We start from the raw sequence: 23,035 nt of genomic DNA on the forward strand, positions 1-23,035 counted from the left end.
CAATAATGGCCAGGCATTAAAGGATTGCTTACAGACTCTTCCTGAGAGCGGTCTGCGGTAACTGCCCGGCTTCAGGCGTCGAACGGATCACGCACCAGAATTGTATCATCACGCTCCGGACTCGTTGAAAGCAGTGTAACCGGCGTTTCAACCAGTTCTTCGATCCGTCGGATATACTTAACCGCCTGAGCCGGCAGATCCGCCCAGCTTCTCGCGCCCTGCGTCGAACTCTGCCATCCCTCAAGTTTTTCAAAAATCGGTTTGATGCGTGCCTGCGCTGCCGGACCCGCGGGAAAACGATGAATTATCTGGCCATCAAGTTCATACCCTACGCAAACCTGAATTTCATCCAGCCCGTCCAGAACATCCAGCTTGGTCAGCGCCAGACCGCCGATACCCCCTACCCGCGCGGCATGACGTACCAGGACCGCATCAAACCAGCCGCAGCGACGCGGACGCCCGGTTACCGTGCCAAATTCATGCCCTCGCTCACCCAGTTTACGGCCCGTATCATCGTGCAGTTCGCTTGGGAAAGGCCCTTCGCCAACACGCGTCGTGTAAGCCTTGGCAATGCCAAGCACAAAACCTGCAGCCGAAGGCGCCATCCCCGACCCGGTGCCTGCGTTGGAAGCGACAGTATTTGAGCTTGTCACAAACGGATAAGTTCCATGGTCGACGTCCAGCATGACAGCCTGCGCTCCTTCAAAAAGGATACGTTTTCCGGCCTTCCGCTGCTCTTCCAGCAAATCCGCCACAGGTGCCATATAGGGGAGCACCTTTGGGGAAATCTCTTCCAGAAAGCGAAGAAGATCTGCTTTTGCAAACGTTGGCGCTCCCAGGCCAGCGAGAAGCGTGTTGTGATGCAGAAGGAGTTCGTCGAGTTTCCAGTCGAGGGTCTCCGGCTCAGCCAGGTCACAGAGACGGATTGCGCGACGGGCAACCTTATCTTCATAAGCAGGCCCGATACCGCGCCCCGTTGTGCCGATTTTACGATCCCCGCGCGCGGCTTCACGGGCCCGGTCCAGCGCACCGTGCAGCGGCAGAATCAACGGAACATTTTCCGCAATTTTCAACGTGTCAGGTGTGACTGAAAGTCCTTTTTCAGTCACACGGCCGATTTCCGCCAGAAGCGCTTCCGGATCGACAACCACACCGTTCCCGATCACGCCCAGCTTGCCACGGACAAGCCCTGAAGGGAGCAGGGAAAGTTTGTAGACCTGATTACCGACAACCAGAGTGTGACCCGCATTATGTCCGCCCTGGAACCGGACCACCACGTCTGCCCGGCTGGCAAGCCAGTCGACGATTTTACCTTTGCCCTCATCGCCCCACTGGGCACCGATAACAGTGACATTAGACATGACGCGGGTTCTCCGGCGACGAGTTTAAAACAATGCCCGACCTCGGGACATGATGACGAATAATCAGATAATGATGGTAACCATTATCAGTCGAGTGACTGAAGCTTACCGTCCCGCACGATGGAGGGACAGGACAGACGGCGGGCCTCGACCTCTGGCAGTGACTGAAGTTCAAGCGCGGCGACTGTTACATATCCGTCTTCCCGCAACGCTTCAGCTATGCCCGGAGCTGTCCCGAACGGAACATAAACTCTTCTCGCATGAGTACCACGGGGCGCTGCACGAAACACGGCGTCAGGCCGGAAGGTAAATCCGCATGCGGGCTCGTTATTATTACAGAGATAACGGCCACCACGCCCCAGTTCTTCACCACTTTCAAGAGAATATGCAGTTACGCAAACGCCCGTGTGATATTTCCATCCGCGAAATTCAACAGGGTCAACCGTAAGTTGCAAATTCGGGAGCCTGCCACGAATCGCCTGAGCCGATGCCATCAGTCGCTCGCTGAACCGGAGCGTCTCTACGGGAAGATCAGCACATTTCAGCGCTTCAAGAGCTTCATCCGCAGAGCCGGCCGCGTTGAGAAGTGCGATCAGAATCTCTGCGATGGTCCCTCCATGTTCCGCAACCGCTGCCGCATCTTTCCGATCAAGAGCATGCATCAGAGCTGTCCGGGTTTTATCGGACAGACCAGCGTGTTTAATCAGAGAGGGAGCCAGAGGCGGCATCGTCACATCGAAAGAAACGGCCGTGACGCCAAGACGGCCCAGTGCTTCGGCCGCAACACTGACAACTTCCGCATCCGCTTCAACACCGTCGGGACCTATAAGCTCGATACCGGCCTGACCGATCTGCCGTTCATTCTGCCCGGCACCACCATTGCCTGCGATAACGGACTGACCCGCATAGGACAGGCGCAGCGGTCGCGCTGCCGCATGGAGTCTTGTTGCAGCAATACGGGCAATTTGTGGCGTGATATCCGGACGCAGTGCCATCATTCTGCGCGTATCCGGATCCATCAGACGAAACGCCTGATCGGCAAGCACGGCTCCGGCACCGCCCAGCAACGTATCTTCAAATTCAAGCAACGGGGGCGCTACACGCTCATAACCATGGCTGGCGAAGACTGCCAGCATGGCCTCTGTTCCATTGGCTTCGGCCTGAGCGTCAAGTGGCAGAAGATCCACAAAGCCGGAAGGCAGAAGCGCCGGAGAAGAAAGCTGATCGCCTGTCATAACGCGCTCACATCATTCGGACCACCTGCCATGCCCGCTGTCTGACCGGATTTCATGACCTCAGGGTTCCGTTCGTTGCCTTCATTACGGCAGCAACAATTTTATCTGAAATCTTTTCGATTTCAGCATCCGTCAGACTGGTATCCTGCGGCTGAAGCGTAACTTCAATTCCAACAGATTTCTGCCCCTCAGGCAGTTTGCTGCCTTCATAAATATCAAACAGGGAGACACCTGTTACCAGCTTGCGCTCGGCCCCGCGTGCGGCCCGGAGGATTGTTTCGACCGGAACGTCATTGGCGACGAGAAATGCGAAATCACGTCGCAGCGGCTGAAGAACGGAAAGATTTGGCGCGGCTTTACGACGCCGCTTCGGGTCACCAATCCGATCCGGAAACACTTCAAAGGCCACAACGGGAGCATCAAACCCGGCATTCTGCACCAGGGACGGATGCAGTTCACCAAAAGTAGCCAGAACGGTTTTCGGCCCGAGGCGAAATACACCCGAACGACCAGGATGATAGTAACCTGGCGCATCCGACGTAACCGTCAGCGCATCAGCAGAAACCCCGAGAGACTGCAATATATCCACCACATCAGCCTTCGCCGCCATGAATGTCATCGGTTCACCACCGCCTCCCGGCTGACGCGGTGTATGCCCGGACCGCAAACCGGCCGCGATAGTCGCCTGTCCGTTTTCAGTAAACCCGGCGCCAATTTCAAACAAACCGAGATCCGGCCAGCCCCGTGCATCATTACGCCGGGCTGCCATCAGAAGCCCGGGCAGCGGAGTCGGACGCATCTGATCAAGGTCAGCCGCGATAGGGTTCAGCAGCCGGAGAGATTCAGGAGCATCTCCGAATTTCGCGGCTTCGTCATGAGCGACAAAAGAAAACCCGATCGTTTCCATCAGGCCGCGAGTCGCAAGCACACGACGCAGCCGGGCAATACGTGCGCGTGCCGGAGACACGGAAGCACCTGGCACAACCGAAACCGGAGGCAATGCCTGCGGCGGTACCTTATCCAGACCGGTGATACGGAGCACTTCTTCGATCAGATCACATTCCGGCTCGATTCGCGCCACGGCATTCTCAAGTTCCATGCACTGATCCGGAGTAAGCGTCGGTGCCGGATCAAGCACAACAGGCTGTGCCACATCGTTGCGCCATGACGGAACTGACACGGTTACCGCGTCTTCGTTACTGGACCTGACTTCGAAACCCAGATGACCGAGAATTTTCACAGCTTCATCGGGCTCGACAGCGAGGCCGCCCAGGGAAACAATTCTTTCAAACCGTAACCGTGCGTCTCTCTGCCAGTGCGGCTGAGCGCCGGCAGAGACCACCTCACTGGCTTCTCCGCCGCAAAGATCCATAATCAAACGTGTTGCAGCCTCCAGAGCCGCAACGGGCATTGCCTGATCGACGCCACGTTCGAAGCGATAACGGGCATCAGAACTAATGCCCAGCCGACGGCCTGTCAGAGCGATATGCACAGGATCGAACAACGCGCACTCAATAAACACGTCGGTCGTCTCGTCCCTTACCTCGGTCGCAGCGCCGCCCATAATTCCGGCAATGGACTGCACGCCGGCTCCATCCGCGATCACACAATCTTCGGAAGTAACAATATAATCCTTACCGTCCAGCGCACGAATCGACTCTCCGGCACCGCGACAGATCGTAAGGACGTCACCTTTGATCCGGTTCGTGTCGAAAACGTGCAACGGTCGTCCGAGATCGATAGTGAACAGATTAGTAATATCGACAAGCGTAGAGATGGAACGCAGCCCTACAGATTCCAGCTTATCACGCAGCCATTTCGGGCTCGGCCCGTTCCGCACGCTACGAATGGTCCGGCCCAGCACCCACGGACACGCTTCGGGACAGGTAATGTTCCAGCTGACAGCGGACGGGAATGTTCCTTCCACTGTATCTGCCAGAAAAGGCCTGAGTTCACCCAGACCGGCTGCGGCAAGATCGCGCGCAATGCCATAGACGGCGAGCGCATCGCCACGATTGGGCGTCACTCCGATTTCAATGACAGTATCATCCAGCCCGGCAAAATCAGCGTAGGACTGCCCAGGGAGCGTATCTTCCGGCAACTCGGCGATCCCGTCTGTTTCCTCTCCCAGACCAAGCTCACGCAGCGAGCAGAGCATCCCTCCACTGGCCTCGCCACGAATTTTGCCGGGCTTGATGGTGATGCCGGAACCCGGAATAAAAGTGTCCGGCGGCGCAAAAATGACAGCAATACCCGGACGGGCATTTGGTGCGCCGCACACGACCTGGACTTCGCCATGTTCCGGCCCGGCATCCACCTTGCACACCCGCAGCCTGTCCGCGTTCGGATGCTGAACGGCCTCAAGGATACGAGCCGTGCAAAACGGTTCGAGCTGAGCCCCCTGTTGCTCAACATGCTCAACTTCGAGGCCGATCCGGTTTAGTGCGTTACAGATTTCCTCGACAGTAGCACTGGTTTCGAGATGGTCGTGCAGCCAGGAGAGCGAAAATTTCATGGATCAGAATCCCTCGTGCAGCAAAGCAGGTGCAAGCGGGTCAGTCCCATAATGCCGCAGCCAGCGCACATCGCTTTCATAAAACGAACGGAGGTCGGGAATGCCATTCTTCAGCATCGACAGTCGCTCGACACCCATACCGAATGCAAATCCCTGCCATTCTTCGGGATTAAGACCACAGTTCGCCAGAACACGCGGATGAACCATGCCCGACCCGAGCACCTCCAGCCAGTCATCTCCGCCACCAATCTCTCCGGTTTTACGCGACCACCCGATGTCGACTTCCATGGAGGGTTCCGTGAATGGAAAATATGATGCGCGAAAGCGAACGGGCAGATCTGGCTTACTGAAAAAGACGCGCAGAAATTCAATCAGGCAGCCCTTGAGGTGCCCAAGCGTGATTCCCTGATCAATGACCAGACCTTCGCACTGATGAAACATCGGCGAATGAGTGGCGTCATGATCCGCGCGATATGTCCGTCCAGGTGCAATAATCCGGATCGGAGGCTTATTTTCAAGCATCGTCCGGATCTGAACGCCTGAAGTCTGGGTCCTGAGCACCCGGCTGCGTCCGTCCTCCCCGGCAGGAAGATAAAACGTATCGTGATCCGTGCGCGCTGAATGATATTCTGGTGTATTGAGCGCCGAAAAATTATGCCAGTCTGTTTCGATGTCCGGCCCTTCGGCAATTGAAAACCCCATGGCACCGAAGATGGCGGTAATTTCCTCGACAGCCTGCGTGACCGGGTGAATGCCACCACGCGCTCTGTCAGTGACAGGAACAGAGACATCCACCCGTTCAGAGACAAGACGGGCATCAAGAGCCGCCGCCCTGATCTCAAGCCCGCGTGCCTCAATAGCCCGGGTCAGTTCGTCACGCAGACGGTTAAGCTGCGCACCGCGCGTTTTACGCTCTTCGGCATCCATACGACCAAGCTGCTTTAGCAACTCCGTAAGACGACCGGTCTTTCCGAGAACGCTGACACGGATTGCGTCCCAGGCACGATGCTCAGATGCGTCAGCCAGCGCGCTGAGACACTCTTCCCGAAGAATATTGACATCATCGCTCATGTGACCTCGTCCGCATATTGCCTGCCGCCCGCAAAGACGGGCGCCCGTTCTTTCATGCGCGGATAGCCGCTTCAGAAGCATGAGAAAACCCCTCACCCGGCGATTGCTTCATATCCCGCCCGTGTCGGCCCGGTGGGAACCGCACCCGGCCAGGAAGTAGGGACGGGGTAATATCCGCAACACTCTCCGCAGCTTCTGCGACAGATATTGAACAATATTTCCCCAATTTTATTTCCCTGATCCAGCAGGATATGATGACACGGAATTTTATACAGACCTCCGGCACAACCGTTTCCCGAAAACTTAAATATCGTAATCTGAAGACATCCGGACGATATATCGCGGCAAGCCTTGCGATCGCGTGCCTTGTTTCATTTTCACCGGCAGCCGGCACGACTTCCATATTTACAGTGCCTGAAATCGCAGGCTCGGTTGTCGTTTCGGGGACAGGTGAATCGCTTACCGATATGGCCAGCGCCATACAGCAGAATACGAACACTCTGACCTCCGAGTCTTCGACCTTAAGTCAGATTTACTCCATGGCCTTAACCGCACTCCAGACATCGGAGCTTGGCCTGCCGGACGGTCCGGCCGAACTTGATGATTCCGGAAATCTTACGGATCCGGTCGCCACTACTGTGGCGACTGTCAGTGATTACGCGACCATCGGATGGAATGCCGCACAGACATTCACAACAGACCAGGGGACAAAAACTCAACTCGCCAGTCCGCCAATCGCTTTCAATGACCGGTGGCTGATGGATAACAGCGAACCTGATGATTATATGCCCCCGACGCATCTGCGTCTCGGCGGCTCACAGCAGTTCGATAACGTCCCTCTTTTCGTACATAATATTCCTTACGGCGAAGGCAATATGGGTATTGTGGAAGGCGTCTATATGCAGTCCGAGAACATGCGCGGCTCAATCGCCGGGGTGGGCGTAGGCGACGCAAATGGTATCGCGACTTATGACAATTTCGATGCTGTGGCACGCTATACATATGCCGGCCCGAGTTCACCGATTTTTGTCACGACGGGAACGGCTGTCACCGCACCGGATGGCCTCGCTCACATTCCAACATTCACCACCTGGGGGGCGACCTTTTCAAATCCTTTGCCGCTGGCCTGGACGAACTGGATCATATCCCACAATCATACGCGAATGATGACCAACGAACTGGGACTCAGTTCAGGGTCGATCCGGACTTATGCCGGTGTCCTGACTGGCTACGACACCAACTCGGACGGTCTGATTACCGAAATTTACACCGATGGCTGGCGTCTCTTTCTGCAGTCTGCCGCCACGACCAATCAGATTCCCGGCACAACAACAGCGGATGACTCAACGCCGGGCATCGATACAGTCTGGTCGAATTTTACAGATCCGGCGATTATGTTCGGCGTTTACACGAAAGAATTCGGGAACAATGTTATCTGCGACCTGCCGGGGCCAACACCCAACGTGACGCCTGGTGACGTTAACGATCCCACAGCCAACGCCAACAACCAGAGCCGGAGTTGCGAAGGCATCGAATATGATCTGTGGGATGACGATCAGACAAACAATACGGCCTACATGCACGGCATAACCGTTGCTTATAGTGGAAGAAGCAATCCCACACTCGAAAGTTACGACATGCTTCTCGCCGGCGGCAATGCCAATATGCTGGAACTCGACGGAGAGTGGTACTCGATGAACATCGGCTCCCGCGCATTTTCGTCAGGCAGTTATGGTGGTCCTGCCTACGCGGCGGGTTCTCAGAAAATCGTGGCGGAGTTTGACCAGTCGAACACACCAGGCACGACAGCAGATGACCGCAGCGCGTCTCATGACATGCGGATGACCATATGGAACACGCGCAACTCCGACGACACGAGCAACACGACCGATTTCGCCGACTTCACGACCAGCCTGGGCGTACAGGTGGATGGCCACGAGGACATCACGGCTCTGACGATGGACGGCACAGTTCAGGAACATATTGAGTTCAATCCTGCGGCCTATCCGAACGGAATCGCCCTGTGTGGCCAGACTGGGTGTGGCCTCGCCGTTGATATTGCGGGCAATCCAAAACTTTACCGCGATACAAATATCCTCAGCGGTAAAGCGCTGTATTTTAATGACGCGAACGACGTTGTGCGCGGTTATCTCTGGGGCGGCTCAGATGGCAACATGCACATTGTGGCCATGCCGGGTGAAAGCACAGAAATCGAGGTTGATGCCAGCCTGCACGTAAACGGTGCCGTGAACGCAACGTCAGATAGCTACTCGGGACTGCCTGCCAGCGGCTCTTCAACCGGAGACCAGCTTTATTGCACCGATTGCTACTCATCCGCCGGCTCATCCAGCCACAAGGGAATTCCCGTCTGGTGGAACGGATCAGCATGGACCGATGCTCTCGGGGTTACAGCAGAACACTGACAGTCCTGTATTTTACGTAATGAGTATCGATGACCTGAACACGAGAGCGGAACAGCGTTCGTGAACAGGGTTGCACGACAACCGGTTTGCAGACCGGCAAAAAGAGATCATATTTCCGTCAGTTCAGCGGGATCATCCCTGAACCGGAGCAGGCCGGCTCATCCGCAGCAGGAGCCACACTCCGAAACTGATCATATGCTGACCGGGATCGGGCATGAACGACCTGATCCCGTGCTCCAGGAGCCGCTCATGACTGTCGGTAGCTTTCCGCTCACCCGCCTGCGTCGCAACCGTCACGACCGGTTTACGCGCAGGCTGGTCGCAGAGTCCTCTCTCTCCGTTGACGACCTGATCTGGCCCATCTTCGTGATGGAAGGAACAGGTTCCGTTACCGACGTCTCTTCGATGCCCGGCGTGCAGAGAGTGACCCTTGACCGTCTTGCCGCTCATGTCGAACGGGCGGCAAAACTCGACATTCCGGCTCTGGCACTTTTCCCGATTACGCCACCTGACCTGCGCGACGAAAAAGGCACGGATGCCGTAAATCCAGACAACCTCATGTGTCGGGCCGCGCGTCTCCTCAAAAAAGAATTTCCCGATATCGGGCTTATTGGCGATGTTGCGCTCGATCCTTATACGAGCCACGGCCACGACGGAATTATCCGCGACAACTATGTCGTCAACGATGAATCCGTGGACATTCTGAAGCGTCAGGCTACGTGTCAGGCCGCTGCCGGAATCGACATCATTGCTCCTTCCGACATGATGGACGGGCGGGTCGAAGCGATCCGACGCGATCTTGATGAAAGCGGGTTTGTTAACACCCGCATCATGTCCTACGCAGCCAAATATGCCAGTGCTTTTTATGGCCCCTTCAGAGATGCGCTGGGTTCAGGTGGCCTTCTGAAAGGCGACAAAAAAACCTATCAGATGGATCCTGCCAATTCAGAAGAAGCGCTGAGAGAGGTCGAGAGCGATTTGCTTGAAGGCGCTGACATGGTCATGATCAAGCCGGGCATGCCGTATCTTGATATCATCCGGCAGGTCCGGGACCGGTTTGCCGTTCCGACCTTCGCCTACCAGGTATCAGGCGAGTACGCGATGCTGATGGCCGCAATCCGGAATGGATGGCTCGACCATGAAAGGGCTGTGATGGAGAGCCTTCTGGCTTTCAAAAGAGCTGGCGCAAACGGAATCCTGACTTATTTTGCAGTTGAAGCGGCCGAGCATCTTCGTCGCGCATAAAGCGCGGAGCCGTTAATCCGGACTTTGCGTATCGGCATGCCTGCATCCCGATTGAAACGGCACTGCTCTTCCTCCACATTATCAGTCAAAGCTGTGCTGTGAGCGGGTGAGGGCATCTCCCCATCGCCCGCCCGGGACGGGGAAAACAGATACGGAGGCGTGAGATCGTGACCTGTTCATCGCGTCATCCTCAGTTCTTCTATACAACCGCTCCCCTCCCCTGCCCGTACCTTCCGGACAGGCTTGAGCGAAAAGTCGTCACCGATCTCGCTGGTGTCGACGCAGAGGCCCTGCACGAACGACTCTCACGTTCTGGTTTCCGCCGAAGCCATACAATCGCTTATGCGCCGGTATGCAATGGCTGCAATGCGTGCGTCCCGATCCGCATTCCCGTGAGCCGGTTTCAGCCTGGCCGCACACAACGCAGAATAATGAAGCTGAATTCAGACATCAAAGGTTGCGAGATGCCGGCCAGGGCAACTACGGACCAGTATGTTCTGTTCAGAAAGTATCAGGCCGCGCGTCATGCCGACGGCGACATGGCCGGAATGAGCTTCAGCGATTACCGGTCGATGGTCGAGGATACTCCCATCGATACATTTGTTGTCGAATTCCGGACACCCGATGATCACCTCACCGGAGTGAGTCTGGTAGACAGGCTGGGAGACGGGTTTTCAGCTGTCTACAGTTTCTATGATCCGGCTGCCGCAACGCGATCACCTGGCAGCTTTGCAATCATGTGGCTGATCGAACGCGCCCGAATGCAGCAATTGCCTTACGTCTATCTCGGCTACTGGATCGCCCGGAGCAACAAAATGTCTTACAAATCCAATTTCCGACCGGCAGAAATTCTATCGCGCGGAATGTGGCGTGTTCTTGATACCGCAGAACCATAGGCATGCATCATTCACGAAAACCGGCCCGCTGCGATAGCCGTTCGGGTTTGCGTGACAGGCGGCCCTCTGGTCTCTAAACTTGGCAAGCCCGATACACGGGTCGTGCAGTTTCGGAGGGCACATCATGCGTATACTTCTCGTTGAAGATGACCCGACCGTCCGGAGCTTCGTCGCAAAAGGCCTGACAGAGACAGGCCACCTGGTGGAACAGGCAGACAATGGCAAAGACGGGCTCTTCCTCGCAGTCAGTGAAAAATTCGATGTCATTATTCTCGATCGCATGCTGCCCGGTGGTATTGACGGACTTCGTATTCTCGAAACACTTCGCGCCCAGTCAAACGCAACGCCGGTTCTGATCCTGTCGGCACTGGCTGACGTCGATGACCGGGTGGCGGGCCTCAAATCCGGCAGTGACGATTACCTCACCAAGCCCTTTGCCTTCTCGGAGCTCCTTGCCCGGGTCGAAGCACTTGGACGCCGAGGTCGCAACGAAGCTGCTCCTCAGACCAAACTGGAAGTGGGCGGTCTGGAAATGGACCTTCTGTCGCGCAGCGTCCGTCGGGACGGACAAAAAATCGATCTGCAACCGAGAGAGTTTCGTCTTCTGGAATTTCTCATGCGCCATGCCGGACAGGTCGTAACCCGTACAATGCTTCTGGAGGGCGTGTGGGACTATCACTTCGACCCGCAAACCAATGTTATCGATGTGCATGTCTCCCGCCTGCGTCAGAAAGTTGACAAACCGTTTTCTCAGCCGCTGATTCAGACGGTCCGCAATTCCGGTTATATGTTGCGGGCGGATTAAATCGTGAGAGGAAGCCCCGCAATACGGCCTGTCAGTCCGGACCCACAGCACGAAGAAATACAGACTGTTCGAAAAAAGCGCGCCGGGAGCTCCGGCAATGGCAATGGGGGGTGATTCCATCCCGCCCCTCACAGGACCGGCAGACCGGACGCAGCGACACCAAAAAAATCCGGCGTTTTTCCTATGCGGCTCTTCGTCATCACATCGGCGGACTGCGGTCTGCCGGCGTCCGCTTTGCACTCGGTTACGCTGTTTTGTTCTGGGTTTCAGCGGTCCTGTTTCTTTCCGTCATCTGGTGGGGAACAGCCGGATTACTGGAGCGTCAGGTCGAAGCCTCGGTGTCGGCCGATGCCCGTGCCCTGTCCGAACGATGGACGGACGGCGGACTTTCCGCCCTGGCGCTGACAATTGAGGACCGTCTGGAAGACAATGTCGATGACGATGCTCTCTACCTTCTTGTTGATCCGAAGAATCAACGCGTAGCAGGAAATCTTTCAGTATGGCCGGCCGACGTCGCTATGAGCGGGGTCTGGTACCAGCTCACGATCCGTAGAGCCGGTTCACGCGGCGTCGCCGAAGTGCAGGCCTTCGATCTGCCCAGCGGTTACCGGTTGCTGGTTGGCCGCGACGTACGCGGGCGTACTAATCTGCGCAGATTACTGACAGACACTCTGCTTTGGGCATGGGTTGTCATCACGATTCTGACATTTGTCGGAGCGCTCCTCGTACGAAATATGTTCCGCCGGATGATCTCTTCGATCGCCCGGACGACTTCAGCTATCGCACACGGAGATATGAGCCGACGCATGGCTCTTTCCGGACGAGGTGATGAACTTGATGAAGTCGCGGAAGCAATCAATGAGATGCTGGACCGCATCGCGCGTCTGATGGACGGCGTGAAGCAGGTCTCCAATGCGATTGCCCACGATCTCCGCACTCCCATTACCCGTGCGCGCGCTCAACTCGAATACGCGGCCTTACATGCCCATGATGAAGCTGGCTTGCGGTCAGCAATCGAAAACGGTGTCAGTGATCTCGACAATATTACAGCAGTATTCGAAGCTCTTCTGCGGATCGCACAGATCGAGGCGGGATCGAGGCGGTCCGCTTTCGCGTCATTCGACCTCATTCCAGTCCTGCAGGACATCGTCGAACTCTATGAGCCCGTCGCAGATGAGCAGTCGATCCGCATTATTCCGCGAATGCCGGGCCACTTACCTTTTTACGGCGATCGCTCCATGATTCAGCAGGCTGCTTCTAATCTTCTCGATAATGCAATAAAATTTTCACCACATGGAGGAACGATAACCGTTTCCGCGGCAATCGGCCCCGAGTTGTCCTATGATGGAAAAGCAGACGGACAGACGGTGACCGTTGCCGTCACGGATGAAGGTGTCGGTATGAGCGAAGCCGACCTCGAACGCGCTTCCGAACGCTTTTTTCGTGCTGACTCAGCCCGAAATACACCTGGCTCAGGCCTTGGCCTCTCCCTTGTCCAGGCTATAGCACAGCTGCATGGCGGCACTCTTCAGTTTGTACGCCGCTCTCCCGGACTGGCAGTGGAAATGCAGCTTCCCCTGTGCGGCACATCCAGAATGCCCCCCGTTCCGGACATGACGCAGGATTCACAGTCTTCTCATCCTCCGGATATGCCGATGATGATAGAGAACCACATATGAAACATGCGATTCTCCTGATCGTTATGCCTGCTATGGTTCTCGAATTGTGTGGTGCTGCAGATGATCAGAGTACAGAGCGGGCGTCACCTGCTGTTTTCACAACCAGTCAGAACGTGTCTTCCCCGAACCAGGATGCAGCCACAGTCCGGATGGCTAGAGAGCATCAGGATAGTGACGGAGTGGATCAGGAGCACGGAATTGTGGTGACGTCTGACAGTCGTGACTTCTGCTCACGACTGATCCACGTCATTGATGAACGTGGAAATGAAGCCATCAACTCAGTTCGTACACTGCGGCATGAAGGTCAGCGCCTGTGCGACGAAGGTCACGTAAGGTTGGGCCTGGCACGTCTCAGAGAGGCGATTATCGCCCTTAAGGGCAAGGATCATCAATGAAATTTTTCAAACTTGCTGCTGTTATTGCGACTGCTGCCTGCCTGTATTTCAGCAAAAATGCCACCGCCAACGATATCTCCGGCGCTCCAGAAGCCGCCGGAACAAGGCTGCACGTCACAGGTTTCGCATCTCTGGAAGCCCCTCCGGATGTCGTCACAGCAACACTGACCGCACATGCAAACGGCGGCAGCGCAAGCAGTGTTCAGGCTGAAACAAATGAAATGTCTCACAAAGTTATGGCTCTGGTGCGGAATACAAGTGATGTAACCGCTTCCGCGAGTGCCTATTCTGTGTTTCAGAACGGATCGACTAATGACAACACCCGGAAAAACTGGGAGGCACGCCAGACAATCTTTATAAAATCAAAAAATGCAGAAACATTGCTGCCTCTTATCGGCCACCTTCAGTCAGCTGGTCTGCTTCTTGAAGGTATGAACTGGTCGTTATCCGATGATCATCGAAAGACTCTCACGCGCGAAGCCGAAAAACTGGCCATAAAAGATATGCTACTCCACGCCAATGATATCGCAGGCGAACTTTCGCTGAAAGTCGGAACGGTTGCCGACGTCACAGTTGACGAGATTATACCTTCCCATCCCGTCATGTTTATGGCCCGCTCAGCAGCAACTCCGGTTTCGACGCCTGAAATACAGAAAATAACAGCGACTGTAAGGGCTGTTCTGATGCTCAGGTAAACCTGTCGCTTCCCAGATAACCTTTTCATCACCCGCAGCAGATACAATTACCGAAACAATAATCAGATGGACACATTCGCACCGAGCACTTTAAGAAATTGTGCCAGCCATGCAGGATGTGCCGGCCACGCTGGCGCGGTAACAAGCTGATCGTCTGTTATGGCTTCCGTAACCGGAATATCCGCATAAACTCCTCCGGCTATTTCGACCTCGGGCCGGCACGCAGGATATGCAGAAACCCGCCGCCCTTTTACCAGGCCGGCCACCGTCAGAATCTGAATCCCGTGACAGATGCAGGCAATCGGACGATCAGAAAACGCCTTAACCATTGAAATAACTTTTGCATCCAGCCGCAGATATTCCGGCATACGGCCGCCGGGAACAATCAGACCAATATAATCATCAGTATTAATCGCATCAAAGTCGGCGGTCAGAGCAAAGTTATGCCCCGGCTTTTCACTGTAAGTCTGAGCACCTTCGAAATCATGAATAGCGGTGATAACCGTCTCGCCCCTTTTTTTACCCGGAGAAACGACATCGACGCTATATCCGACCATTTGAAGTGCCTGAAAAGGCACCATTATTTCGTAATCCTCCACATAATCACCGGCCAGCATAAGCAGTCTGATTTCATTTGCCATTCTGGCGATCCCTATCGTTCCTGGAGGCGAGGCATCAGCTCAACGAAATTACATGGCGTGTGACGGCTATCGAGCTGGAATACCAGAATATCGTCCCAGCCATCTTTCACGGCACCGCTCGAACCCGGAAGAGCGAACAGATATGTACCATGCGCAACACCTGCCAGCGCACGGGACTGAATCGTCGATGTGCCAATTTTTTTGTAAGACAACATCCGGAACAATTCACCAAATCCCTCAATGTGCTTTTCCAGAACGTGATCAAATGCTTCAGGAGTAACGTCGCGACCTGTCACGCCAGTTCCACCATTTGTGATGATGACGTCAATTTCCGGATCGGCTATCCATTTTTCAAGCTGTCTGACCAGCTTTCCAACATCATCTTTTTCGATACACCGATCAGCGATAACATGTCCGGCCGCTTCAACCCGCCCGGCAAGCACTTTACCGGATGTATCGGTTTCGAGAGTGCGCGTATCCGAGACCGTCATAATCGCAATGCGGACGGACAAAAACGGTTTTGAGTGATCGAGACGTGTCATAAATGCAAGGTATCGCCATAGCAGCGACCCGCGTCAACTTTCATGCAAAAATGTCACGCAATGATGTTTTTTGCCTGATCTCATCGCAAAAAGTCTTCGCAGCATGTTACAAGCTCAACGATCCGCAAGAGATCATCGCACTAACCGCGCAAAAATAACATGCAGCAGAGCTGAAACTTTATGTCTGTTCTCCCGTTGATTCCCTCTATGACCGGTCACTTCACCCGTTCGTCCAGGATAATATTCCGTTCACTGAAGCTTACTGCAGGCTCTGTTCTTCTTTCAGGCATATTATCCCTGTCTGCCCACGCGCAGATCCTGACCGGGGGCAACAGCGCCGTCGGTCTTGAGCCATCTCTTGCGGTCAATAATGAGCTTGGCAAAAACAACGAATACCCACAGCAGTTTTCAGCGCCCTACGGAGCGACCCATTTTCTGGGCGACTGGTGGGGAGCCCAACCTTGGTTGCAGAATCACGGAATCCATATTCTCGTGGATATTCACGAAGAACTGGCTGGGAATTTTCGCGGTGGCTGGCGTCAGGGCGTTACTGACGCCGGACAGGTCGGTGTTGAAACAGATATCGACTGGGGCCGGCTGACGAAAGCAAAGTTCATGGATGGGTTCTGGACCCATACAATGATCGTGAACGGTCACGGTCGAAACCTCAGTACTCAGTATATTGGCGATTCAATCGGCGGCGTTCAGCAGATCTATGGCGGACGCGGCAATGTGGTCGCGCATCTCGTGTATATGTGGGGTGAAAAGACTTTTCTTCACAATCGTATTGATGTGAGTGCCGGCTGGATTCCGGTTGGAAGTTTTTTTGCAGCTTCACCACTCTACTGTATGTTCATGAATGTTGCCATGTGCGGAAATCCCGCACCCAACAAATATACAGAAGGCAACCGCGACTGGCCTTCGGGAAATCTTGGTTTCGTCGTGAGAGTTAATCCGACTTCCGACACCTACATAATGGCCGGGCTGTTTGCCGTTTCCCCACACTCTTACAATGGCGGCATTTCTGGCTGGGCCTGGGCTCAGGATGGCCTCGGAAAATTCTCTTCGCCGGTAGAAATCGCGTGGATGCCTCATTTCGGGCGAAACAAGCTTGATGGTCATTATAAAGCGGGATTCAGCTATGATAATTCCCGCTATCCGGACCTTTATTCAGACATCAATGGAAATTCCTGGCAGGCAACCGGTCTGGCGAAGAGAATGCATGCAGGTCGGGCCAGCGCATGGGTGCAGCTTGATCAGATGCTGGTTCGCAATGGTGACGGGCCGACGAACGGTCTGCTCGCGCTCGCCGGATATATGTGGACTGATGGCAAGACGACCGCCATGGCCCACCATATCTGGGCCGGTATGGTGGAAACGGGCGCCCCCTGGGGACGCCCGATGGACAGTGTAGGTGTCATGTACCAGTGGCTTGGCATGAGTCGCACCCTGTTGCTTCAGCAGGAGAGTTCGCTGGCCCTGGGCCTGCCCTACCAGTCCAACCAGTGGGGTCCCAGCTGGGGGCTTCAGACTCATGAGAATATTTATGAATTATTTTATAATGCTCATGTGGCGCCTGGACTGACACTTCAGCCAGACTTTCAATACATCAACCGACCTGGCGGAACGACGACATTCCATGATGCAGCAGTCATGGCACTTCAGTTCAACGTCGTTCTGTAAATGCTTTCTGCCCTGTCGCCTGTGCGTCGACAGGGTCTGCTGATCAGATATAGTATTCCGTAAGAGGCAAAAATCCGTTGAATCTTGTCGAGCAATAAGTGGAAACATAAGCGCCGGTACCAAGAATCTCTATCCGATCACCGGCTTCCAGCGTAACAGGCAATACATACCCTGATTTTTCATAAAGAATATCAGCGCCGTCACAAGTAGGACCAGCAATCGCCACAGGTCCTGTCTCCGCTCCGTCCCGGGCAGTGCGCAACTCGTATCGGATGGACTCTCCCTCGGTTTCAGCAAGACCACCAAACCGACCTATATCAAGATAAACCCATCGCGGCCCTTCATCGTAACCGCGATGGCTGACAAGAATAACTTCAGACGACACCACTCCGGCTGAACCAGCGATAAAACGTCCAGGTTCGACCAGAATTTCAGGTAGTGTGTTCCCGAAGTAAGCAGTCAGGGCACGCGAAATGGTCTGCCCGAATTGCCTGATGCCGGGTATGTCCTCGCGGTAGTGGATTGGAAATCCTCCCCCAAGATTCAGCATCCGCAGGCGCACACCGTCCGCAGCCAGGTCGGCAAACAATGCGCCAGCACGTGAGATTGCCACTTCATATGCATCTGTAGAAATCTGCTGACTGCCGACATGAAAAGATACACCATACGGATCAAGACCAAGGTCACGAGCCCGAAGCAGCAACTTTCTCGCACTTTCGGGCGTCGTGCCGAACTTTCGTGACAAAGGCCATTCGGCCCCCTGGTTATTCACCAGCAAACGACAATAAACCCGTGATCCAGGCGCAAACCGGGCAATTTTCTCCAATTCTTCGATACAATCGAAAACAAAAAGCCTGATCCCAGCCTCATATGCCGCTTTTATTGCAGAAACTTTTTTTACCGTATTGCCGAATGAAATATTTTCCGGCCGCGCGCCGGCAGAAAGACAAAAATCTATTTCATCCCATGAAGCGGCATCAAAGCTTGCGCCAAGAAAAACAAGCCTGTCGAGAAGCGGGCGGGCCGGATTAGCTTTTACAGCATAATAAATGCGGGCCGGGGGTATAGCAGCCTGCATGTCACGATAACGGCGCTCCACCTCATCGACATCCATAACCAGACAAGGAGTCTGCGGTTTTTTTTCTGCCAGAAATTGCGAGATTTTGGGTGTCATCGCACTTCATCCCTTCCGGACTCGCCAGCATACAGCCATAGCGAGCAGTGTTGCGAAACGGTCTAACGGACCAGCGACCAAAACTGAATCCCCAAGGGATTCCGATTGCCAGAACGCTTGACGTCGTTGCGTAACCACAGTGGGCCAGGGGCACGTGCGTTGCTGCGTAGGAACGGGCGTATGGAACTAAACGGCAACACATGCAACAGAAAATTTGATTGCCTTCTTAAAAAACTGGAACAGCGAGGCTGTTTCCTTTTAGAATCAGATATAACAGATGCGGCAAGCGATTCAGAAAATCAGCTTTTCAGTCCGATCAACCACAAAAGTCCGGTTGCACGTAATGCAGACTCCGACAGTCTGCCCGATGAAATTAAATACATTTACATCCATCTCACCCAGATCTGCTCCGGCAAATGAAGCAAATTTTCGAGGTTAACTGTTCTTATGAGTTCCACCCTGTCTCCCGTTCAGCCAGAGCATTCAGCCGATACTCACGGCACCGGGCTGACCGATCGGCAGGAAGCGGCTTATCCAAAGGTTGTCTCTCCACTGCACCTTACCTCCACCCAGTGGAAAAAAATCTGCAAATCAACTGTCGTGGCTCTGATCTCCGGACCAACAACTCTCGTGGCCGCAGGCTGTGCGTTTTACGCTACCCTGGCGCTGTTTCCGGCTATCAGCACTCTTATTTCGATCTATGGACTCGCCTTCGATGTGCAAAGTGTAGCCACGCAGCTTGACGTGATGCGCAACCTCTTACCGCCGGCAGCATTTTCCATCATTCAGGACCGTGTGCAGGAACTGGTATCGGAGCCTCACAGCTCTCTTACGCTCAACCTCGTTATCTCGACATCAATCGCATTATGGTCAGCCTCCGCAGGAATCAAATCCATCCTGTCAGCGCTGAATATCGCTTACGGAACCACAGAAACGCGTAATTTTTTCGTATTCCAGGCCCTTGCTCTTTCGCTGACCCTGGGTGCCACGATTGAAGCCTCTCTGGGTGTCGCGACCATGGTCGCGCTCCCCATCCTGATTCAATACCTTCCTGTTCTCCTGATGATCAAACCCCCGCCCGGGTCAATGGAACTGGCGGTTCGTATGGCGGGCCTTGGGACCATGACTACGTTCATGATCGCCGCGTATATGATTCTTTTTCGATTTGGCCCGAGTCAGCATCATACGAAATGGCGATGGGTGGCGCCGGGAGCAATCGCTGCGACGTTTATCTGGATTATAGTCGCCTCCGGCTTCTCTTATTATGTCGCAAATATCGCCAGCTATGGCTCTACCTATGGGCCGCTTGGTGCTTTTGTCGCAATCATGATGTGGTTTTTTGTAAGCGCATGGGTTGTGCTTCTGGGAGCAGAATTCAACGCTGAAATGGAAGCACTTGCACGCGGAGAGAAGCGGGAAATCCTGCAGATTTAGAGGCCTGAACAATTTTCATTTGGGCAGCAGGATGGTCCGAAAATAGTTTGCAAAGCGGTCATTTAGTCCATCGGGACAGATTTAAAATTCTGTCCCGACGCTGAATATTAAGGCTGGAAGATTACTTTCCGCTGTCGGCCGGGGCCTGAGCGACCTCAAGCACCTCGTCAGGAAGGGCGGTCCGCACTGTTACATGCGCGACACCTTGGTTCAGCATTCCCAGACGAGACGCTGCGGCGTGCGACAGATCAATGATGCGTCCTGCTTTATACGGGCCACGATCATTAACTGTTACAACAACGGAGCGACCGGTTTCCTCTGAATGCACGAGCAATTTAGAACCGAGAGGCGCAGAAGGATGCGCGGCTGTCATTTCGACCGGGCTGAAAGAATGACCTGAACTGGTCCTTCTGTGGACAAAACGCCCACCATACCAACTGGCAAGACCAGCCTGAACACGAGTTCCGGAATCCGCGACGCGGCGTGCGAGAGCATTACGCACCGAGGCTGCCCAGGAGGTAGTCCGGGGCGCATCATGCGTAACGGATGACTGCGATCCGGCACCGTCATCTGCACTGGCGTGGCTACTCCATGTCAGCCCGGCCATAAGCAGACACGACAAAATGCCAAACCCTTTCTTTTCACGTTGAGATGGCACATTCCGGTCCGGATGCAGTTTCAGGAGTAAAAACAGTAAACCTAAATCACAGACTGGTTTCAACCCGGATTCCATGAAAAACAAAGAAAAGCGACCAAAGTGTAAAAAGCTGTTAATATTTTACAAATATATCCAACATTTTAATTGTGTTGTTACTCTACACATAAAATTGCCTTATTCATAATACCCCTCCATGTAAAATGGCCGGATCGAGCTTTGCACCATGAACCGGGCATCCTGCCGGTCCCGACAAATGCACTCAGTCGCTATTGGAGCCGGACGCCGGTCGTGCTAACGGCGCCCTACTATGGACCGACCGCTTATCTCCGTTTTGAACGGACCCAACCTGAACATGCTTGGATTGCGTCAGCCGCAGGTGTACGGACGCGCTACCCTTGATGACGTCGAGCAACTTTGTGCACAGGCTGCGGAACGCCTGGATATCGCCATCGACTTCCGGCAAACCAACGGTGAAGGCGAACTGATCTCCTGGGTCCAGGAATGCCACGGACGGGCGCAGGGAATTATCATTAATCCGGCAGGCTATTCGCATACATCCATAGCTTTGCTAGATGCACTGCTTGCCGTGGATCTGCCTGTGATTGAAGTCCATATTTCGAATATTCATCGCCGCGAAGCGTTCCGTCACCATTCTTATGTATCAAGAGGCGCTCTCGGCGTTATCTGTGGACTGGGCGTACAGGGATATGCCCTCGCGCTTCAGGCTATGACAGACATCATTCTCAGCGAGGACACGCAATGAGCCGACTGCTCGTAGACGCAGATGCCATACGGGCATTAGCCGGCATTCTGACGGAAACCGGACTGACCGAGATTGAAATTGCCGAGAAGGACAGTCGCATCCGTGTCGTACGAGCTGCGGCACCGGCTGCCGTTCCTGTCCAGACAATACCTGTGGCGACCACGTCGGAAGCGCCTGTAGCCGCAGCCGCTACTGTCCCGGCAGACATCTCCCGGCACCCGGGGATTGTGAACAGTCCGATGGTCGGAATCGCCTATCTGAGCCCGGACCCGTCCTCTCCTCCGTTCATCACCAGCGGTCAGGCTGTAATGGCCGGCCAGACGCTCATGCTGATTGAAGCCATGAAAACCTTTAATCAGATCAAGGCACCGAAAAGCGGCACAGTGAAACAGATCTTCGTCGAATCCGGAGACCCCGTTGAATTCAGTCAGCCTCTCGTCATTATTGAATAATGTTTTCAAAAATCCTGATCGCCAATCGCGGCGAAATCGCCCTGCGTATTCTGCGGGCGTGTCGCGAAATGGGGATCCGCACGGTTGCGGTACATTCCACCGCAGATGAAAGCGCAATGCATGTACGACTTGCCGATGAGGCTGTCTGCATCGGGCCACCATCAGCAAGAGAATCTTACTTGAACGTCGCCGCCATTTTGTCAGCTGCGACAATCACAGGCGCTGAAGCGATTCATCCCGGATATGGGTTTCTGTCCGAAAACGCCGATTTCGCCGAAACGGTCGAAGCTCATGGTCTGGCATTCATCGGTCCGACAGCCGAACATATCCGCACGATGGGCGACAAAATTACTGCCAAGACTACGATGCAGGCCCTCGGCGTACCCCTCGTTCCAGGATCTGATGGTGAACTCGCCTGCCTGGAAGAGGCCCGTGAGGTCGCCGCCAAGGTGGGATATCCGGTACTGATCAAGGCCGCCGCCGGCGGTGGTGGCCGAGGCATGAAGGTTGCTCACAGTGAAGATGAGCTTGCGGAAGCCTGGAGTGTGGCCCGGACAGAAGCTCTGGCGGCATTCGGCAATGATGCTGTCTATCTTGAAAAATACCTGGATCGCCCTCGTCATATCGAACTACAGATTATGGGGGATATGTACGGGAATGTAGTGCATTTCGGAGAGCGTGACTGCTCACTCCAGCGACGCCATCAGAAGCTTCTTGAAGAAGCCGGATCGCCGGTTCTTTCATCTGAGGAACGGGATGCTATCGGTGCCACAGCCACTGCTGCCCTGTCAAAAATGGGTTACCGTAATGCGGGAACTCTGGAGTTCCTGTATCAGGATGGACAGTTCTCTTTCATTGAGATGAATACCCGTTTGCAGGTTGAACATCCGGTGACGGAAATGGTCTGCGATATCGACCTGGTCCGTGAACAGATAAGAATCGCATCCGGTGAAAAACTGGGATATTCTCAATCTGACATTACATTCTCAGGTCACGCTATTGAGTGCCGTATCAATGCGGAAGATCCTGACAGCTTTATCCCCAGCCCGGGAACCATAACAGTATTTCATCCGCCAGGCGGCCCCGGTGTGCGCATGGACAGTGCGATCTACGCGGGTTATCGGGTGCCTCCATTTTATGACAGCATGATCGCTAAACTTATTGTTCATGCACCGACGCGCGAAGCCGCGATCGCGCGTATGCAACGAGCTCTGGACGAGATCGTCGTGGAGGGCGTCAAAACTGTTATTCCACTTCATCGACGCATTCTGGCTGATCCGGAGTTCCGGCGTGGCGATTACACAATTCACTGGCTGGAACAGTTTACGAATCGAAAACACTGAAACTAGCATAGCAGGGACTGCATTC

The 23,035-nt window shown here is 54.5% G+C and carries 21 protein-coding genes; 13 read left to right on the forward strand and 8 right to left on the reverse strand.

From position 1 onward, the window contains the following. Positions 1 to 71: 71 nt before the first annotated feature. The 4 genes from GOB90_RS10995 to pheS form a co-directional block, all read right to left on the reverse strand. A complete protein-coding gene (locus GOB90_RS10995; RefSeq protein ID WP_146887395.1) occupies positions 72 to 1,361 on the reverse strand; it encodes an adenylosuccinate synthase in 1,290 nt (429 codons plus the stop codon). Positions 1,362 to 1,447: 86 nt separating this feature from the next. Then, positions 1,448 to 2,596: an ATP phosphoribosyltransferase regulatory subunit gene (locus GOB90_RS11000; RefSeq protein ID WP_146887393.1), complete on the reverse strand. Its 1,149-nt coding sequence runs from the start codon at positions 2,594 to 2,596 to the stop codon at positions 1,448 to 1,450. Between the two features lie 52 nt (positions 2,597 to 2,648). Next, the gene (pheT, locus tag GOB90_RS11005) at positions 2,649 to 5,111 is read right to left on the reverse strand and encodes a phenylalanine--tRNA ligase subunit beta (protein ID WP_146887391.1); all 2,463 of its coding nucleotides are present in this window, start codon (positions 5,109 to 5,111) and stop codon (positions 2,649 to 2,651) included. 3 nt (positions 5,112 to 5,114) lie between these two features. Beyond that, positions 5,115 to 6,182, reverse strand: a complete 1,068-nt coding sequence (gene pheS / locus GOB90_RS11010) for a phenylalanine--tRNA ligase subunit alpha (RefSeq protein ID WP_146887389.1) — start codon at positions 6,180 to 6,182, stop codon at positions 5,115 to 5,117. A gap of 254 nt (positions 6,183 to 6,436) precedes the next feature. On the opposite strand from pheS, the gene GOB90_RS11015 reads away from it, so the two are divergent. The 7 genes from GOB90_RS11015 to GOB90_RS11045 all read left to right on the forward strand — a co-directional run bounded on the left by GOB90_RS11015 (position 6,437) and on the right by GOB90_RS11045 (position 14,320). Further along, positions 6,437 to 8,605, forward strand: coding sequence for a hypothetical protein (locus GOB90_RS11015; RefSeq protein ID WP_206752475.1), 2,169 nt, complete (start codon positions 6,437 to 6,439; stop codon positions 8,603 to 8,605). Positions 8,606 to 8,854: 249 nt separating this feature from the next. Then, positions 8,855 to 9,850: a porphobilinogen synthase gene (gene hemB, locus GOB90_RS11020; protein WP_146887385.1), complete on the forward strand. Its 996-nt coding sequence runs from the start codon at positions 8,855 to 8,857 to the stop codon at positions 9,848 to 9,850. Positions 9,851 to 10,014: 164 nt separating this feature from the next. After that, positions 10,015 to 10,746: an arginyltransferase gene (locus tag GOB90_RS11025; RefSeq protein ID WP_146887383.1), complete on the forward strand. Its 732-nt coding sequence runs from the start codon at positions 10,015 to 10,017 to the stop codon at positions 10,744 to 10,746. A 124-nt stretch (positions 10,747 to 10,870) separates the two neighbouring features. Continuing rightward, positions 10,871 to 11,551 carry a winged helix-turn-helix domain-containing protein gene (locus tag GOB90_RS11030; protein ID WP_146887381.1) on the forward strand — a complete coding sequence of 227 codons (681 nt, stop codon included), beginning with the start codon at positions 10,871 to 10,873 and terminating at the stop codon, positions 11,549 to 11,551. 167 nt (positions 11,552 to 11,718) lie between these two features. After that, positions 11,719 to 13,230, forward strand: a complete 1,512-nt coding sequence (locus GOB90_RS11035) for a sensor histidine kinase (protein ID WP_261765946.1) — start codon at positions 11,719 to 11,721, stop codon at positions 13,228 to 13,230. Further along, a complete protein-coding gene (locus GOB90_RS11040; RefSeq protein WP_146887377.1) occupies positions 13,227 to 13,625 on the forward strand; it encodes a hypothetical protein in 399 nt (132 codons plus the stop codon). Before GOB90_RS11035 ends, GOB90_RS11040 begins: the two co-directional genes overlap by 4 nt. Next, positions 13,622 to 14,320 carry an SIMPL domain-containing protein gene (locus tag GOB90_RS11045; protein ID WP_146887375.1) on the forward strand — a complete coding sequence of 233 codons (699 nt, stop codon included), beginning with the start codon at positions 13,622 to 13,624 and terminating at the stop codon, positions 14,318 to 14,320. The genes GOB90_RS11040 and GOB90_RS11045 overlap by 4 nt, the downstream gene beginning before the upstream one ends. Before the next feature lie 62 nt (positions 14,321 to 14,382). Here the strand turns inward: GOB90_RS11045 and GOB90_RS11050 are convergent, their stop codons facing one another. Further along, the gene (locus GOB90_RS11050) at positions 14,383 to 14,961 is read right to left on the reverse strand and encodes a DJ-1/PfpI family protein (protein ID WP_146887373.1); all 579 of its coding nucleotides are present in this window, start codon (positions 14,959 to 14,961) and stop codon (positions 14,383 to 14,385) included. Between the two features lie 11 nt (positions 14,962 to 14,972). Further along, positions 14,973 to 15,503, reverse strand: coding sequence for a molybdenum cofactor biosynthesis protein B (gene moaB / locus GOB90_RS11055; protein WP_146887370.1), 531 nt, complete (start codon positions 15,501 to 15,503; stop codon positions 14,973 to 14,975). A gap of 207 nt (positions 15,504 to 15,710) precedes the next feature. Between moaB and GOB90_RS11065 the strand changes: the two genes are divergently transcribed. Next, complete coding sequence (locus tag GOB90_RS11065; protein ID WP_146887474.1) at positions 15,711 to 17,186, forward strand: carbohydrate porin; 1,476 nt, start codon at positions 15,711 to 15,713, stop codon at positions 17,184 to 17,186. 43 nt (positions 17,187 to 17,229) lie between these two features. On the opposite strand, the gene GOB90_RS11070 is transcribed toward GOB90_RS11065, so the two are convergent. Then, a complete protein-coding gene (locus GOB90_RS11070) occupies positions 17,230 to 18,360 on the reverse strand; it encodes a type III PLP-dependent enzyme (protein WP_146887368.1) in 1,131 nt (376 codons plus the stop codon). 180 nt (positions 18,361 to 18,540) lie between these two features. On the opposite strand from GOB90_RS11070, the gene GOB90_RS11075 reads away from it, so the two are divergent. Then, a complete protein-coding gene (locus GOB90_RS11075; RefSeq protein WP_146887366.1) occupies positions 18,541 to 18,780 on the forward strand; it encodes a hypothetical protein in 240 nt (79 codons plus the stop codon). 27 nt (positions 18,781 to 18,807) lie between these two features. Further along, positions 18,808 to 19,794 (forward strand): YihY/virulence factor BrkB family protein, encoded by a 987-nt coding sequence (locus tag GOB90_RS11080; protein ID WP_146887364.1) that lies wholly within the window; start codon positions 18,808 to 18,810, stop codon positions 19,792 to 19,794. Between the two features lie 121 nt (positions 19,795 to 19,915). Here the strand turns inward: GOB90_RS11080 and GOB90_RS11085 are convergent, their stop codons facing one another. Then, a complete protein-coding gene (locus GOB90_RS11085) occupies positions 19,916 to 20,416 on the reverse strand; it encodes a septal ring lytic transglycosylase RlpA family protein (RefSeq protein WP_242011961.1) in 501 nt (166 codons plus the stop codon). Positions 20,417 to 20,759: 343 nt separating this feature from the next. On the opposite strand from GOB90_RS11085, the gene aroQ reads away from it, so the two are divergent. Genes aroQ through accC form a run of 3 tightly spaced genes read left to right on the forward strand, consistent with a single transcriptional unit; the run spans position 20,760 to position 23,010 of the window. Next, positions 20,760 to 21,215, forward strand: a complete 456-nt coding sequence (aroQ, locus tag GOB90_RS11090) for a type II 3-dehydroquinate dehydratase (protein WP_146887362.1) — start codon at positions 20,760 to 20,762, stop codon at positions 21,213 to 21,215. Continuing rightward, the gene (locus GOB90_RS11095) at positions 21,212 to 21,667 is read left to right on the forward strand and encodes an acetyl-CoA carboxylase biotin carboxyl carrier protein (protein WP_146887360.1); all 456 of its coding nucleotides are present in this window, start codon (positions 21,212 to 21,214) and stop codon (positions 21,665 to 21,667) included. The genes aroQ and GOB90_RS11095 overlap by 4 nt, the downstream gene beginning before the upstream one ends. Beyond that, entirely contained in the window at positions 21,667 to 23,010 is a 1,344-nt protein-coding gene (gene accC, locus GOB90_RS11100; protein ID WP_146887358.1) for an acetyl-CoA carboxylase biotin carboxylase subunit, read from the forward strand. Before GOB90_RS11095 ends, accC begins: the two co-directional genes overlap by 1 nt. Positions 23,011 to 23,035 lie beyond the last annotated feature (25 nt).

The sequence above is a fragment of the Acetobacter oeni genome (genome assembly GCF_011516825.1).
Classification (GTDB): Bacteria; Pseudomonadota; Alphaproteobacteria; order Acetobacterales; family Acetobacteraceae; genus Acetobacter; species Acetobacter oeni.